The following is a 13999-nucleotide window of genomic DNA, read 5'->3' as shown; positions in this document are numbered from 1 at the left end:
TGGAAAGCCTCAACCAGGACAAAGTAGACGCAAGCGGCGTCTCACCACGCGATCACTGAACGTCACCACCGAATATGCGCCAGAGCCGTTGTTCTTACAGGCCCACCCCAAAATTTCCGCGCTTGCGCGGCCGGCCGAAGGGCCCGGAGGACTCAGCACGACCTACCGGTCGCTACCAAGCAAACTTGCCGCAGCCCTGGCTGTCGAGGACTGCCGCCGGGCGGCTGAGGCAGGTGCGAAGGCGATCGGGTGCTGAGGGCGACCCGGCGCCGGGGTTGTGGGACCCGTTCTACGACCGGCTCTGGGACGCTTGTGTCGATTTCGGGCTCGCCGTCCCACATCCATGCGGGCTGGGGTCACCCGCAGGGGATGCTCCACCTGGTCACTGCGGCAGCGCGCGCCGCGAAAGGCGAGGACACCGCGTTGCAGAACGTTCTGGACACCTTCGTAGAGCGCCGTCCGCTGTGGCAGATGATCTGGGGTGGAGTGTTCGATCGCCACCCGGACCTCCGGGTGGGATTCATGGAGATCCACTGCGACTGGGTACCGGACACGCTGCACTATCTGGACACGTTTGCCAGGACTCACCCGACCAAGCTGCTCCCAAGCGAGTACTGGCAACGCAACTGCGCGGCGGGTGCCACGATCATGCGGTATGGGGACCTGGCGGTGCGGCACGAAGTGGGCGTCGACAGTTCATGTTCGGCACCGACTATCTGCACCCCGAGAGCACGTGGCCGAACACGCGGGAGTACATCCGGGAGACGATGCGAGACGTGCCGGAGGACGAGGTCCGCCTGATCCTCGGCGAGAACATGATCAAATTCTACGGCCTAGACCGACCGGCTCTGGAGGCTGCGGCCCTGAGATGTGGTCCGTTGCCGAGCGACCTGCTGGGCAGCCACCAGCAGGTCGATCCCGCAATGGTTGATCACTTCCATGCCCGTAGTGGGATTCGGAAGGCGATGTCGCTTCCGATGGATCGTTTCACGAAGCTCGTCCAAGACGACGTCGGTCGAGTGCTGGCCGATGCGGCGAGCTGAGACCAGGTCAAGCTCAGCGCCGATTCCCACGGTTCTGAGCTCGCCAGGCGGGCAGCCGGCCAGTATTCGGATCTGGCCGGCTGCCCCTGGTGCTTCTCGTCGTGCGTGACGGAGGAGACGCACGCCAGGTGAAGCCTTACATCGTTCACGAGCCCGAGAGGGCACCGCTTTCGATGAGACGCATGGCGATGTTCTGAGCCTCGTAGTTGCTGGACGGATGGAGATAACCTGCATCTTCCGAACAGATGTCTGCCCAGTGGTCGCGCACGTCCTCGACGGAGAGGTCGCGCCTTGCGTAGCCATGGGTCTCACCGACGAGCACCCGAGCGACGCGACCCGACGTCGCGTGGAAGAACTGCCCCGAGACATTGCAATCCGGGTGTGCGAGCCAGGCGAAGACAGGCGATACGAGCTCCGCGGGCGCCTCGCGGCGCAGCTTCTCCCGCAGCACCTCGTCTTTCATGCCATCACTCAGCCGGGTCGCAGCCCCTGGGGCGACGACATTGACGTTGATACCGTTCTCGGCGCCGTCGATGGCGAAGCCTCGGGCCAGGCCCAGAAGGCCCATCTTGGCTGTCGAGTAAGATACCCGGGTTGTCCCGCCGTACAGGCCGGCCGACGAGCTCGTCACCACGACCCGACCGCAGTTCTGGGCCACGAACGTCGGCCAGGCCGCGCGGATCGCGTGGAAGGCCCCGTGCACATGTACACGCAACATCTCGTCGAGCTGTCCGATGTCGCTGTCCAGCACGGGGGCGTGCTTGGAGTACCCGGCGTTGCAGATGATGGCGTCGACTCGGCCGAAGTGCTCGAGCGCCGTGGCGACCATCGACTCGCCGCACTCCTGTGTCGTCACGTCGCCGTAGTGCGGAACGGCGAGGCCGCCCGCCTGTTCGATCTCGGTGACGACCGACTGTGCTGGCCCCGTCGACGAACCGCCCCCGCGCAGCGCGGCGCCCAGGTCGTTGACGACGACCTGGGCGCCGCGGGAAGCCAGCAGCAGGGCGTGGCTCCGCCCCAGGCCCCGGCCGGCGCCGGTGACGATGACGGCCCGGCCGTCGAAGCGAATCTCGTCGTTCATGCCGTCGCCTGTGCGCTGTGCTGGGTGGCCAGCCAATCCTCGTATCCGGTCAGGTGCGGGAACTGCATCCTCGACTGCGATCCGCCGTCGAGGCGGAGTGAGGTCGCCGTGATGAAGCCCGACTCCCTGGAGGCGAGGAAGACGCAGGCATACCCGAGGTCGTCCGGGGAGCCCCAGCGGCCGACCATGTAGTTTTGCTCGACAGCAGTCCGCGCCGCCTCGTCCTCTTCTACGTACCGGTGGCGGGGCAGGTCCGGGTTCGGCGGGTGGAGGTGCCCCATGACGATCTCGTTGCAGCGAACCTGCGGACCGTACTCCCGGGCGAGACTCAACGTCAGGCCGTGCAGGGCTGCCTTGCTCGCGTGGTAGCCGACGTTCGCGTTGGCGGACGCCCGGATCGCAGCATTCGAGCTGACATTCACGATCGAGCCGTAGCCAGCGTCGAGCATGTGCGCAATCGCATGCTTGGCCATCAGGAACGGGCCATCGGTATTCACGTGGAACGCCCGCTGGAACTCCGCGAGCTCCGTGTCACACGCCTTGGCGCCCGTGCCGAACGTCGTGCCGCCCGCGTTGTTCACCACGATGTGCAGCGATCCGAAGCGCTCCACGGCCGCCGCTACGCAGCGTGCGACATCGGCCTCCTCGGCGACGTCGCACTGCACGAACATGACGTCGTCGCTGATCTTCTGGAACTGCTCGACGGCCTCGTCGCCCCACGACTGCGTGCGTCCGGCCATGCAGACCTTCGCGCCCTGATCGAGGAACAACCGTGTAATTCCCAGGCCGAGACCGCGAGCCCCACCCGTGATGACCGCGGCCATTCCCTCAAGCCGTCCACTTGCCGGCATCTCCACTCCATTCCTTGATCTTCGAACGCTCAGACATCGGCGCGGCGACGTGCACTTCGCTGGGCAGAAGGCCGACGACTCACGGGACCAGGGCCGACGTCAGCCTGCAGTCGGCCGCCGCGGGCCGCTCACAGTTCCACGGTGATCAGCGAGGCGTTGTGCTCGGCCTTGCGCGCGCGCGGATCCCAATCAGGAGCGACGCACAACAGCAGCGTCCTGCCGCTCGGACCGCCTAGGGCGCACGCGAAGACCATCTGTCCTGCGGGGGCGTCGACCTGCTCGATGACGTCCCCGCCTTCAGCGAGGTGGACGCACCGTGCGTTGCTCAGATCTGCCGACCAGACGGTTCCGTCCGGGGCACCCGCACACCCGTCCGGCGCGAAGACCAGCTGCGGGAACATCTCCGCGACCGTCGTCGACGCCGGGGTCGGTCCGATCTGAGCCCAGGTCCGTCGTTCGGTCAGGGTGCCGTTGTCCTGGACGGTGAACGCGGTGTAACCCGGCAGCATCGTCTCGCCCACCACGAGAGTCCGCTCGCCGTCAAGGAAGAACGATCCGTTCGGGCATCTGAGGCATTCGGCGGCAGTTGACACAGTTCCGTCGGGATCCACGCGGATGAGCGAACCGGTGCTGAACGGAGCTGTCGACGACTCGTCGTCGAAGCCGATGCAACCGACGTAGGCCTGCCCGCGACTGTTGACGATCATGTCATTGATCCGGTAGTTGGTGAATTCGGCGAGATCGGCGTGCACGACGAGCTGGCCGTCGCCACGTCGGCGTAGCACTCTCCGATCGCTCATCGACACCACGAGCAGATCGCCGCCCGGGAGCCAGCCCAGTCCCGACGGTCCGCCAGGCACCGATGCGTAGACCTCGGTGCCATCCTCCGGGGAGATCGCCAGGACCTCGGTGCCCTGCTGGTCCGACACCCACCAGCGTCCGCCATGCCATCGCGGTGCTTCGTAGAAGACCCCGCCGCGGCGCAGCTCCACCGCCGATCGGGTCACCGAGTCACTGTTCATCGTCCAGACCCTTCGCCTGCTTCGGGCTCAGCAGCTCGGGCACCGCGCCGGCAAACCCGATGGCCTTGGTCTCGAAGAACTCGGCGAAGCCCTCGGGACCGCCGACCCGGCCGACCCCGGAGTCCTTGTAGCCGCCGAAAGGCAGGGCGTCGCTGTTGCTGAAGCAGTTCACGCTGATAGCACCGCTTCTGATCCGTCGACCGACGGCGGCGCCGCGTGCGGGGTCCTTGGTGAAGACGCCGCCGGCCAGGCCGTACGTCGACGCGTTCGCGATGTTCACCGCATCGTCCTCGTCCTCGTAGGGCAGGAGCAGCGCGACGGGACCGAAGATCTCCTCGCGGGCGATGCGCATGGCATTGTTCGCCTCGACGAACAGGGTCGGTTCGACGAACCAGCCCTTGTCGTAACCGGCGGGTCGCACCCCGCCGACCTTGATCTGCGCGCCTTCGGCCACTCCGGACGCGATGAGTCCCTCCACCCGGTCGCGCTGCTTGCTGGTGACCAACGGCCCAACCTCGGTCTCGGGGTCGAGCGGATCGCCTACCCGCGCGGATGACATGACGTCCGCGAACGCGTCCACGGCTTCGTCGTACCGATTCCGCGGCACCAGGATGCGGGACCAAGCCGAGCATGCCTGCCCGTTGAGGAGCAAGACGCCCCAGTTCAGCACGGTAGGGGCGACCTCGCCGAAGTCGGCGTCGTCCAGCACGATCGCCGCGGACTTCCCGCCGAGCTCGAGCAGCGCGCGCTTGATCTGGCCGCCGCAGATGCTCCCCACGCGACGCCCGACCTCGGTGCTGCCGGTGAAGGAGACCATGTCGACGCCGGGATGTCCGACCAGGTACTCGGACGGACCCGAGGTCGCGGCGATGATGGTCAGCACTCCCTTCGGGAGACCCGCCTGGATGAACGCCTCGCCGACAGCCTCGTCCTGAAGAGGGGTCTCGGGCGACTGCTTGACGATCACGCAGTTGCCCGCGAGCAGAGCGGGCAGCGCCTTGCTCAGGCCTTGGCCAATCGGCCAGTTCCATGGGATCACGACCCCAACCACACCCACGGGCTCGTGGACGACGACGGCCTGGTTGCCGGGGGAGGACTCGCCGAGGCGTGGGCTCGGCATCCGCAGGCTGGTGAAGTACTCGAACGCGCCTTGACTGTTGCCGGGCTGGAAGCGGGACGGCGTTCCGTTCTGGCGCACGATCAGCTCCGTGAGCTCCGCGGCCCGCGGCTCGAGGATCTTGCCCGCACGGCGAAGGATCTCCCGGCGCTCCTCCGGGTCCATCGAGGGCCATGGACCGTGGTCGAACGCCTCGCGCGCAGCGGCGACGGCGCGGTCGACGTCGGCCTCGGAAGCGGCGGGGGAGGAGCCCACGACCTCTTCGGTCATGGGCGAGGCGATGGTTAACCGATCCGTACCGAGCGGGTCGACAAGTTCGGTGCCGATGAAGAGTTTGGACCTGTCTGTCGTCATGTCAGTCCTCGGAGCTCGGTGTTGGCGCTTCTCAGTGGTGTGATCGTCTCGATGGTGTGGTCCTCGTCGTCGGCCGGTCGAACGGACGCCGGCCCGGACGGCGCGATCAGCGGACAGCCTGCGTCTCGCCCTTTGCTGGACCCGCTCGCAATGGTCATGACGCGGGGGGCGAGCCGGCGCGAACGGGGCCGTCCGGGTGCCGGCCACGGTCGACATGGGTGACGTGCCCCGCCGAGCTGCCCCTCCATGACGAGCGCGTCCACAGTGGCCTCCCGGTGCGGCAGCGAACTGCCCTGGGCCCGCGATACTACTCGCGTTCTCAACTATTTGGCAGTATGGTGCTTCCGGTGGGCAGCCACGCGCAAGAGTGAAGACGGATGACGATGACGCACCGCGAGCGGGTCGGCCCGCCTCGGGGGAAATAGCGACCGGGCGGCCGGGCGGAGTTCCTGTGCCCGCGCTGCCCACGCACGGCGCGAGCCTGGCGCTCACCGGGTGTCCTGGCAGAGCCTGGTACCACCACTCCAGTCGAGTTGGTCGGTGCCCCGTGCCCGACGCAAGAAAGGTTGGCCGCTGTGAGTGACGGTTTACTCTCGGGGATTCGTATCCTTGATCTGTCGATGCATCTCTCCGGACCGTACGGCTCGCTGCTGATGGCCGACATGGGAGCCGAGGTCATCAAGATCGAGCCGCCGACCGGCGACCCGACGAGAGCGAGCGGTCCGCTGAAGGGCGAAGTCCCGCTGATGTTCGCCGCGATCAACCGCAACAAGAAGAGCGTGTCGATCGACCTGCGCGACCCGCGCGGGCGCGAGCTCTTCCTGCGCGTGGTCGCCGAGGCCGACATCGTGTTCCACAATTTCCGGCCCGGCGTCATGGACCGGCTGGGGCTCTCGACCGACATCCTGAAGGAAGCCAACCCTAAGATCATCGTTGGCCAGCTGTCCGGGTACGGCACGACCAGCCCGCGCCGCAACGCGCCGGCGTTCGACGTGGCGATCCAGGCGCGCAGCGGCGTTATGGGCATCACCGGTCATCCGGGCACCCCCCCGGCCCGAGCGGGAGTCCCGATCGCGGACCTTGCGGGCGGGATGTTTCTAGTCATCTCGGTGCTTGCCGCGCTCGTGAAGCGCGGCCGGGTCGACGAGCCCGTGGAACTCGATATCTCGATGTTCGACTGCCAGCTGTCGCTGCTGATGTACTGGGCTGCGCTGGCGCTCAATCTGAATGAGGATATTCCGCCCCAAGGTAGTGGTAACTCCAAGGTGGTGCCCTACGGTGCCTACGAGACGACCGACAGCTACATCATCATCGCCGTGTTCAGCAACGATTTCTGGCCCAAGCTGTGTCGCGCGATCGGGCGTCCGGATCTCGAGAGCGACCCGCGCTACCGGACGAACAACGGCCGGGTCGAGCTGCGCGACGAGCTCGAGCGGGAGATCGCGGCAGAGTTCAAGAAGGCCGACACCGCGACCTGGCTCAAGGTCCTTGATGAGCACGACGTTCCGAGCGGCCCGGTCAACGGCATCCGCAATGCGTTCGCCGAGCCGGACGTCGAGGCGCGTGACATGCTCCTCGACATCACGGCGGACGGCCTGAACTTCGCGTTCGCCGGCAACCCGATCAAGAGCTCCCACGAGTTCGACGGGCGTGAGCTGGCTCCTCGGCTCGGTCAGCACACCCGAGAGGTCCTCGCCGACCTGCTGAAGCTGGACGAGGCCGCCCTAGCGGACCTCCACTCCGCAGGCGTCCTCCGGACCGACACGCACTACCGCATCCCGATCGACTCCTAGGACCTGCCATGCACGGAGACGCCACGCACGGAGACGTTGACGTAGTCGTCAAGGACCGGGCCGTCCACATCAAGCTCAGCAACGAGACGGTCCGCAACGCCATGACGCCGCCGATGATCAGGAAGATCCGCCGGACCCTGGCCGATCTGGACGGCTCGGAGATCGTCGTGGTCCAGGGCTCGGGCGGTCACTTCTGCTCGGGCTACAGCATCGGCGATCTCGACGCGAGTACCGACGCCCACTTGCTCTCGGGTCTCTTTGACGATCTTGAGCGGCACCCGGGTGCCGTGATCGGTGCGATCGAGGGCGGCTGCGCTGGCGCCGGCCTGGAGCTGGCGCTGTCGTGCGACATCCGCATCGCGTCGACAAGCGCGAAGTTCATCGTCCCGCCAGCCGCGCTCGGCGTGGTCTACCCGATCGCGAGCGTCCACCGGCTCGTCGATGCTGTCGGTTCGGGCTGGGCTCGGCGCATGCTGTTGACGGCGGAGCGCGTCACCGCGGACACAGCGACGCGGATCGGCCTGGTCAGTGAGGCCGTGGCCGCCGCCGCGGTCGACGACCGGGTCGCCGAGCTGGTCGAGCGGCTCAGTGGTTTGTCGCCGTTCTCGATCGCGCGTGGAAAGGAGTTCGCTCTCGCGATCCGCGACGGCGTCGTCTCAGGTCGTCAGATCAAGGCGGTGCGCGGACTCGACCTGACTGCGGAGAGCGCGTTGACGGGCCCGGATTTCCTGGAGGCGCAGGCGGCCCGGCGGGAGAAGCGTCGACCGGTCTTCGGTGCTGCTCGCCCGCTGGACGCCGGGCCATCTGGGACAGGCTGAGCTGCGAACGCGGTGGATCGGCCGAACCGTCGGGAACTCGGGCCTGTCTGGTCGGCACGGCCGAGCTGGATGGATGGAAAGGCGTTCGTGCTGATAACTTTGTCCGGGCCAGGTAGCCCACGAAGGACCGGCACAGGAGTCCCGCTCGTGAGCGAGACGCGATGACGACGGCGGACGCGCGCAAGCGCGCAGTGACCGAGCTCGCGCGCTTGTGGGGCTCGTCGGTCGTGGCCGCCGAGTACGCCGGGCACGTGGGCTTGGTCTTCGAGCCGCGCCCGCGGTCGCTCAGGGACGTTCTTGTCGGGGCCGACCGCTGGGCCCAGCGGACGTATCTCGTGCAGGGCGAGCGCCGTATCTCCTTCGGCGAATTCGTGGCCGCCCTCCCGCGAGCCGGGGAGATCATCACGGGACGCGGCGTACAACCGGGTGACCACGTGCTCCTCCTCGGCTACAACAGCCCGGACTGGGTCCTCGCGCTGTGGGCCTGCTGGCAGGCTGGCGCGACCCCGGTGCTGGGCAACCGGTGGTGGAGCGAGGCGGAGCTCGCCAACAGCCTCGAGCTGACCCGCCCGGCCCTGGTGATCACCGACCTCCCTGATCCGGCGCCCTGCGGGATGAGCGGCGCCCTGGCGATCGCTGACTTCGCCGCGGCGTACGAGGCAGGGTCCGTGGGCGACGCGGACGCCGTTATGGACGGTTTCGCCACTCGAGAAGAGGACGACCCGGCCCTCGTCATCTTCACCTCCGGGAGCTCGGGTGCGCCGAAAGGCGTCGTGCTGTCCCAGCGCGCGGTGATCGCCAACCAGCACAACCTGCTGATGCGCTCACGACGGCTGCCCGCCGGCCTCGATCCCAACGGCCAACAGTCGGTCACGCTGGTCTGCACGCCCCTGTTCCACGTCGGCGGCGTGACCAACGTGCTGACGAACCTGATCGTCGGCGGAAAGATGGTCCTCAACGAGGGCAAGTTCGATCCCGCGCAGATCCTGCGTCTGATCGAGACCGAGAAGGTGCAGAGCTTCGGCGGAGTGCCGACCATGGCCATCAGGGTGCTCGAACACCCGTCGTTCGAGGAACACGACCTCTCCAGCCTGCGTTCGTGGCCGCTTGGTGGCGCCCCGGTGTCGCCCGCCCTCCTGGAACGCCTGGCCCGCCAGCTCCCGCAGCTCAAGAGGCGTGGACTGGGCAACACCTGGGGGATGAGCGAGTCGGGCGGCTTCGTCACCGGTGCCGGCAACAAGGACCTGGAGCAGCGACCGGGTACGGTCGGACGACCGTATCCGGTGGCCGAACTGCGCATCCTCGACCCCGACGGGACCGGGTCCGGCGAGGTGCTGGTCCGCAGCCCTACCGTGATGCTCGGCTACCTGGGGCTCGACGACGAGACTGTCGACAGCGAGGGCTGGTTGCACACCGGCGATCTCGGGCACCTCGACGAGGACAACTACCTCTACCTCGACGGTCGTAGCAAGGACGTCGTCATCCGTGGTGGTGAGAACGTTGCCACCGGGCACGTGGAGATGGCGATCGCGCGGCACCCAGAGGTCCTCGAAGTCGCCGTTTTCGGCATCCCGCACGCGGACCTGGGTGAGGAGGTGGCCGCTGTCGTCGTCGCGAAGGAACGCGTCACCGTGACGCCCGAGGACCTGACGACATTCCTCCGGGGAGCCGTCGCCTACTTCGCCTTCCCGACCCGGTGGTCCATCCGTACGGACCGGTTGCCGACGCTGGCCGGCGAGAAGATCGACAAGAAGACCGTCAAGGCCGAGTTCCTCGCCACCGAGGCGGCGACGGGTCCGGAGCCCGAGCGGGGCACCGACGAGAAGGGACAGCGGGTGTGAGCGTTCAGAAATGGACCGCCGAGGACATCGACACCTGGCTGGTCGAGAAGCGCAACTGGGGCCGGTGGGGCGAGGACGACCAGGCCGGCGCGGTCAACCTGATCACTCCCGAGAAGCGCCTCGCCGCCCTGGGCCTGGTCCGCGCGGGCCGGACGGTCTCAATGGCGCGCCCGATCAGCACCTCGCCCCAGCCAGGACAGCGGCAGGTCGTCCAGCAGTTCGGGTGGCGGGACACCGGCAACGCCTTCGACCACCTTCAGCTCCCGATCCACTGCCTCGGGAGCACGCACATCGACGCGCTGAACCACAACTGGGACCGGGACGGAGTGTGGAACGGACGCCGCGTGGACGAGGTCTTCAGGGCGAACAAAGCCAGCTGGGCCGACGTCGACGTCTGGCACGACGGCATCATTACCCGGGGCGTCCTGCTCGACGTTCCGAAGCATCGCGGTACGCCGAGCGTGACACCGGACGTCCCGGTCACCGGGGCGGAACTGGAGGCCATCTTGGCCAAAACCGAGCTGACCCCGGAGCCGGGCGATGCGTTGGTCATCAACTGCGGTCTCGAGGCGTGGCTCGAGGAGAAGGGCCAGTGGGGCGTCTGGAACGCCGACATGACCGACTTCGCGCGCCCGGGCCTCGACGTGTCCTGTCTGGAGTTCATCCGCGAGTACGACTTCGCGGTGGTGATCGCCGACATGCACGACGCGTCCTATCCCAGCTACTCCGAGATCGCCCATACCGTCCACTCGATGATCTGGGCCTACGGAGTCGCGTTGGTCGACAACGCGCAGGTCGACAGGCTGGCGGAGGTGTGTGTCGAGGTGGGTAGCTACGAGTTCCTCACCTTGATCGCCCCGCTGCGGATCCCGGGCGGTACTGGGTCTCCGGTCAACCCGCTCGCCGTCTTCTGACCGGGTCTTGCTCGCCGCGGCCAGCGGGGAACAGGTGCGCCGGCCGTCCGTCGACCGGCGACAGCCGGGTACAGCGGATCTGAGAGGTTCGAAATGTCCGACCACGCAGGAAGTCTTGGGTACCCGCTCGCGTCAATTCGTGTTCTCGACCTGTCCCGGGCCGTCTCGGGACCGTACGTGGGACGGATTCTCGGTGACCTCGGTGCCAGCGTCGTCAAGGTGGAGCTGCCCGGCGGCGACGTCTCGCAGGCCTTCGGCGTGAGTGACGCCCCGCATTCGGGGCTCTACGTGCAGATGAACGCCGGCAAGCGCAACATCTCGCTGGACCTGCGCACCGACGGGGGAGTCTCGCTCTTTCGCCGTCTGGTCGGTGAGTGCGACGTGCTGGTGAACAATTATCGCCCGGGGGTCATGGATCGGCTCGGAGTCGGGTGGCAGCGCCTAGCTGAGCTGAACCCAGGGCTGATCATGCTGTCCATCAGCGGCTTCGGTCAGACCGGACCGGAGGCGAAGCGGCCGGCCTACGCCCCCGTGCTCCACGCCGAATCGGGCCTGCTCGCTCGGATGGCCGAAATGGACCGACGAGAGGCCACGGACCTCCCGCTGGCGCTGGCCGACTCGCTCGCGGGCCTGCACGGCGCGATCGCCGTCCTGGCGGCATTGCGGCTGCGCGACGACACCAGGGTGGGTCAGCACATCGATCTCAGCATGTTCGAGGCGATGCTCGCCAGCGACGACTACGTTCACTACAGCCTGGAGGCCAACGGCCCGCCCGTCGAGGGGCGTGGGGTCACCTACCCGCACCCGCAGGGCGACGTCCTCATCGCCGGAGAGCCTCGGCACATCTGGATGTCGTTACGTGACTCCGCCGGCCTGACCGATCCCAGCGAGTTCCTGCCCGACGAGGACAAGTTCGCCGCGCGCGCCCGGGTGGTGCGTGAGTGGGTTCTGGCGTTCCAGGACCGGCGTGACCTGTTCGAGCAGCTCGAGAACGCGACGCTCGCCTGGGCGGTCGTCAAGAGCACCGACGAGGCAGTGGCTTCCTCCTCGGCGGTCGAGCGAGGAATCGCCGTCCCGGTGGACGACCGTCGCGGCGGGACGCGTCCGGTCGTCCGCATGCCCTACCGGTTCTCCGACGCCGCGAGCGGACCGAGGGCGGGCGCGGCCTTCGTCGGGGAGCACACCGAGGAGGTGCTGGTCGAGTGGTTGGGGCTGGACCAGGCAGAACTTGAGTCCCTTCGTGCGAGCGGGGTGCTCCGTGACTCAGAGCCACCGAGCCGGTGACGGGCGGGCCGTGGTTCGCAAATGGTCTAAGACGCGATAGTCTACAAATCTGTTTTTCACTGTCGTGACAAGTAGGTTTCCCGACGACGGACGACAGCAACCGTAGACGGCCCTGCACTTCGCCCGTCACGGCGAGTTCCGGCACGACCCGACAGTCCGACGCCGAAACCGGCCGTGCCGCGTGACCAGAACAGGCCCCGGCGGGCGGGAGCAGGTCCGGTTTCCATCATGGAGGTGCCCGTGAGCCGACAACGGCGGTCCTGGTCCCACGTCATCGTCGGCGGCGGGTCCGCAGGTTGCGTCCTGGCGGCCCGCCTGAGCGAGGACCCGTCGGCGTCCGTCCTGCTGCTCGAGGCGGGTGGCGAGGACTACAGCCCGTTCATCCACCTCCCGGTGGGACTCCTCAAACTGTCGAAGAAATACAACTGGCGGTACGAAGGAGAGCCCGACCAGAGCCGGGGCGGTGCCGTGGACCAGTGGGGTGGTGGTCGGGTCTTGGGCGGCTCAAGCTCGATCAACGGAGAGATGTGGACGCGCGGGAGCCCGGGGGACTACGACCGCTGGGCCCGGCTGGGCGCGACGGGCTGGGACTACCGGTCGGTGCTCCCGTACTTCCGCAAGTCGGAGACGTACACGGGCCCCGGCAACGAGTACCGAGGCTGCTACGGACCGCAGCGGGTATCGCCGACCGCGGTCGTGCACCCGCTGACCCATGCGTTCGTCGCCGCGGGGGAACAGCTGGGGCTTCCGTACAACCCGGACTACAACGGCAGACGCGCCAACGGGGTGTCCTACGTCCAACTGTCGCAGCGCCGCGGCCTGCGTTACAGCACGGCGCGCGGCTACCTGGCCCCTGTGCGTCGCAGACGCAACCTGCGGGTGCGGACCCACGCCTACGCAACCGGCGTCATCGTGGAGCGCGGTGTGGCGAAGGCGGTCGAGTACCGCCACCGCGGTCAGATCCACCGTGAGCACGCCGACAAGTCCGTGATCCTCTCGCTCGGCGCGATCGCCACACCGAAGCTGCTGATGCTGTCGGGGATCGGGCCGGGGGCCGACCTGTCGAGCCTCGGCATCAAGATCGCCGCCGACATCCCAGGGGTGGGACAGAACCTCCAGGAGCACCTGTACACCTCCCTCATGTACGAGTCGACGATCCCCACGTTGAACTCCCAGATGGGGCCGGCGGCAGTGGCGAAGGCTGCGTGGCAGTTAGTCCGCAAGGGCAGGGGGCCCGCGACCGCCTGTATCGGAAATGCCTTCGTGTTCGGCCGGTTCGACGGGTCCGACGAGCCGTACGTCGACTACGAGATCGCCTTCAACCCGGCTGCGCTCGAATCGGGCGGGGGCGACGGCGCCGAGGACCACCAGCACGACGTCAACAAGATGCGGCCGATGAGGCAGCCGGCGATGATGGCGCTGCCATCGGTGTCGCACCCGGTGGCCAGGGGCAGTGTCACGCTGCGGTCCGCCAATCCCGACGACGGCCCGCGGGTGCGCCACGAGCTGCTGGGGCGCGACGACGATGTAGCCGCGTTGCGGCAGGCCGCGCGGATCGTGCGCGACCTCATCCGGCAGCCGGCGATGGCGCCGTACGCCGGCCGTGAGATCGTCCCCGGCGACTCGGTCCAGACCGACGACGAGTGGGCGGAGTTCTTCCGCGTCGGCGCGTTCCGCGGTGAGCACCCCTCGGGAACCTGCGCCATGGGCACGGATGCGGCCAGCGTGGTGGACCCGGAGCTGCGGGTGCACGGCGTCGAGAACCTCAGGGTCGTCGATGCCTCCGTCATGCCGACGCTCATCGCAGGACACACGAACGCGCCGACGATCATGATCGCCGAGCGAGCCGCAGACCTGATCCGCAACCAGCGATAGTCCGCA

Annotated in this window: 11 protein-coding genes; 7 read left to right on the top strand and 4 right to left on the bottom strand. The window is 67.7% G+C overall.

The window, feature by feature from the left end:
• Window positions 1–698: 698 nt before the first annotated feature.
• Window positions 699–1043 (top strand): hypothetical protein, encoded by a 345-nt coding sequence (locus tag BCD48_RS09205; protein ID WP_071047899.1) that lies wholly within the window; start codon window positions 699–701, stop codon window positions 1041–1043.
• 145 nt (window positions 1044–1188) lie between these two features.
• Here the strand turns inward: BCD48_RS09205 and BCD48_RS09200 are convergent, their stop codons facing one another.
• The 4 genes from BCD48_RS09200 to BCD48_RS09185 all read right to left on the bottom strand — a co-directional run bounded on the left by BCD48_RS09200 (window position 1189) and on the right by BCD48_RS09185 (window position 5468).
• Window positions 1189–2124, bottom strand: a complete 936-nt coding sequence (locus BCD48_RS09200) for an SDR family NAD(P)-dependent oxidoreductase (protein WP_071047898.1) — start codon at window positions 2122–2124, stop codon at window positions 1189–1191.
• The gene (locus BCD48_RS09195) at window positions 2121–2975 is read right to left on the bottom strand and encodes an SDR family NAD(P)-dependent oxidoreductase (RefSeq protein ID WP_241841607.1); all 855 of its coding nucleotides are present in this window, start codon (window positions 2973–2975) and stop codon (window positions 2121–2123) included. Before BCD48_RS09195 ends, BCD48_RS09200 begins: the two co-directional genes overlap by 4 nt.
• A gap of 128 nt (window positions 2976–3103) precedes the next feature.
• Window positions 3104–3997 carry an SMP-30/gluconolactonase/LRE family protein gene (locus BCD48_RS09190; RefSeq protein WP_071047896.1) on the bottom strand — a complete coding sequence of 298 codons (894 nt, stop codon included), beginning with the start codon at window positions 3995–3997 and terminating at the stop codon, window positions 3104–3106.
• Complete coding sequence (locus BCD48_RS09185; protein ID WP_071047895.1) at window positions 3987–5468, bottom strand: aldehyde dehydrogenase family protein; 1482 nt, start codon at window positions 5466–5468, stop codon at window positions 3987–3989. The genes BCD48_RS09190 and BCD48_RS09185 overlap by 11 nt, the downstream gene beginning before the upstream one ends.
• A gap of 575 nt (window positions 5469–6043) precedes the next feature.
• Here BCD48_RS09185 and BCD48_RS09180 point away from each other — a divergent pair.
• The 6 genes from BCD48_RS09180 to BCD48_RS09155 all read left to right on the top strand — a co-directional run bounded on the left by BCD48_RS09180 (window position 6044) and on the right by BCD48_RS09155 (window position 13993).
• On the top strand, window positions 6044–7261 hold the full coding sequence (locus BCD48_RS09180) for a CaiB/BaiF CoA transferase family protein (RefSeq protein ID WP_241841606.1): 1218 nt from the start codon (window positions 6044–6046) through the stop codon (window positions 7259–7261).
• A gap of 8 nt (window positions 7262–7269) precedes the next feature.
• Window positions 7270–8079 carry an enoyl-CoA hydratase/isomerase family protein gene (locus BCD48_RS09175; protein WP_071047893.1) on the top strand — a complete coding sequence of 270 codons (810 nt, stop codon included), beginning with the start codon at window positions 7270–7272 and terminating at the stop codon, window positions 8077–8079.
• Window positions 8080–8240: 161 nt separating this feature from the next.
• On the top strand, window positions 8241–9920 hold the full coding sequence (locus tag BCD48_RS09170) for a class I adenylate-forming enzyme family protein (protein ID WP_071047892.1): 1680 nt from the start codon (window positions 8241–8243) through the stop codon (window positions 9918–9920).
• A complete protein-coding gene (locus tag BCD48_RS09165) occupies window positions 9917–10834 on the top strand; it encodes a cyclase family protein (protein ID WP_071047891.1) in 918 nt (305 codons plus the stop codon). Before BCD48_RS09170 ends, BCD48_RS09165 begins: the two co-directional genes overlap by 4 nt.
• A 93-nt stretch (window positions 10835–10927) precedes the next feature.
• Window positions 10928–12118, top strand: a complete 1191-nt coding sequence (locus tag BCD48_RS09160; RefSeq protein ID WP_083418369.1) for a CaiB/BaiF CoA transferase family protein — start codon at window positions 10928–10930, stop codon at window positions 12116–12118.
• 240 nt (window positions 12119–12358) lie between these two features.
• Entirely contained in the window at window positions 12359–13993 is a 1635-nt protein-coding gene (locus BCD48_RS09155; RefSeq protein WP_198543164.1) for a GMC family oxidoreductase, read from the top strand.
• The last annotated feature ends 6 nt before the right edge of the window (window positions 13994–13999 follow it).

This window comes from Pseudofrankia coriaricola (genome assembly GCF_001854805.1).
Taxonomy (GTDB): Bacteria; Actinomycetota; Actinomycetes; order Frankiales; family Frankiaceae; genus Pseudofrankia.
This window is presented reverse-complemented; position numbering and strand designations above follow the sequence as displayed.

Coding starts and splice junctions, on each gene's coding strand:
- BCD48_RS09205 (WP_071047899.1), top strand. CDS start 699: ATGTTCGGCACCGACTATCTGCACCCCGAGAGCACGTGGCCGAACACG.
- BCD48_RS09200 (WP_071047898.1), bottom strand. CDS start 2,124: ATGAACGACGAGATTCGCTTCGACGGCCGGGCCGTCATCGTCACCGGC.
- BCD48_RS09195 (WP_241841607.1), bottom strand. CDS start 2,975: ATGCCGGCAAGTGGACGGCTTGAGGGAATGGCCGCGGTCATCACGGGT.
- BCD48_RS09190 (WP_071047896.1), bottom strand. CDS start 3,997: ATGAACAGTGACTCGGTGACCCGATCGGCGGTGGAGCTGCGCCGCGGC.
- BCD48_RS09185 (WP_071047895.1), bottom strand. CDS start 5,468: ATGACGACAGACAGGTCCAAACTCTTCATCGGCACCGAACTTGTCGAC.
- BCD48_RS09175 (WP_071047893.1), top strand. CDS start 7,270: ATGCACGGAGACGCCACGCACGGAGACGTTGACGTAGTCGTCAAGGAC.
- BCD48_RS09170 (WP_071047892.1), top strand. CDS start 8,241: ATGACGACGGCGGACGCGCGCAAGCGCGCAGTGACCGAGCTCGCGCGC.
- BCD48_RS09160 (WP_083418369.1), top strand. CDS start 10,928: ATGTCCGACCACGCAGGAAGTCTTGGGTACCCGCTCGCGTCAATTCGT.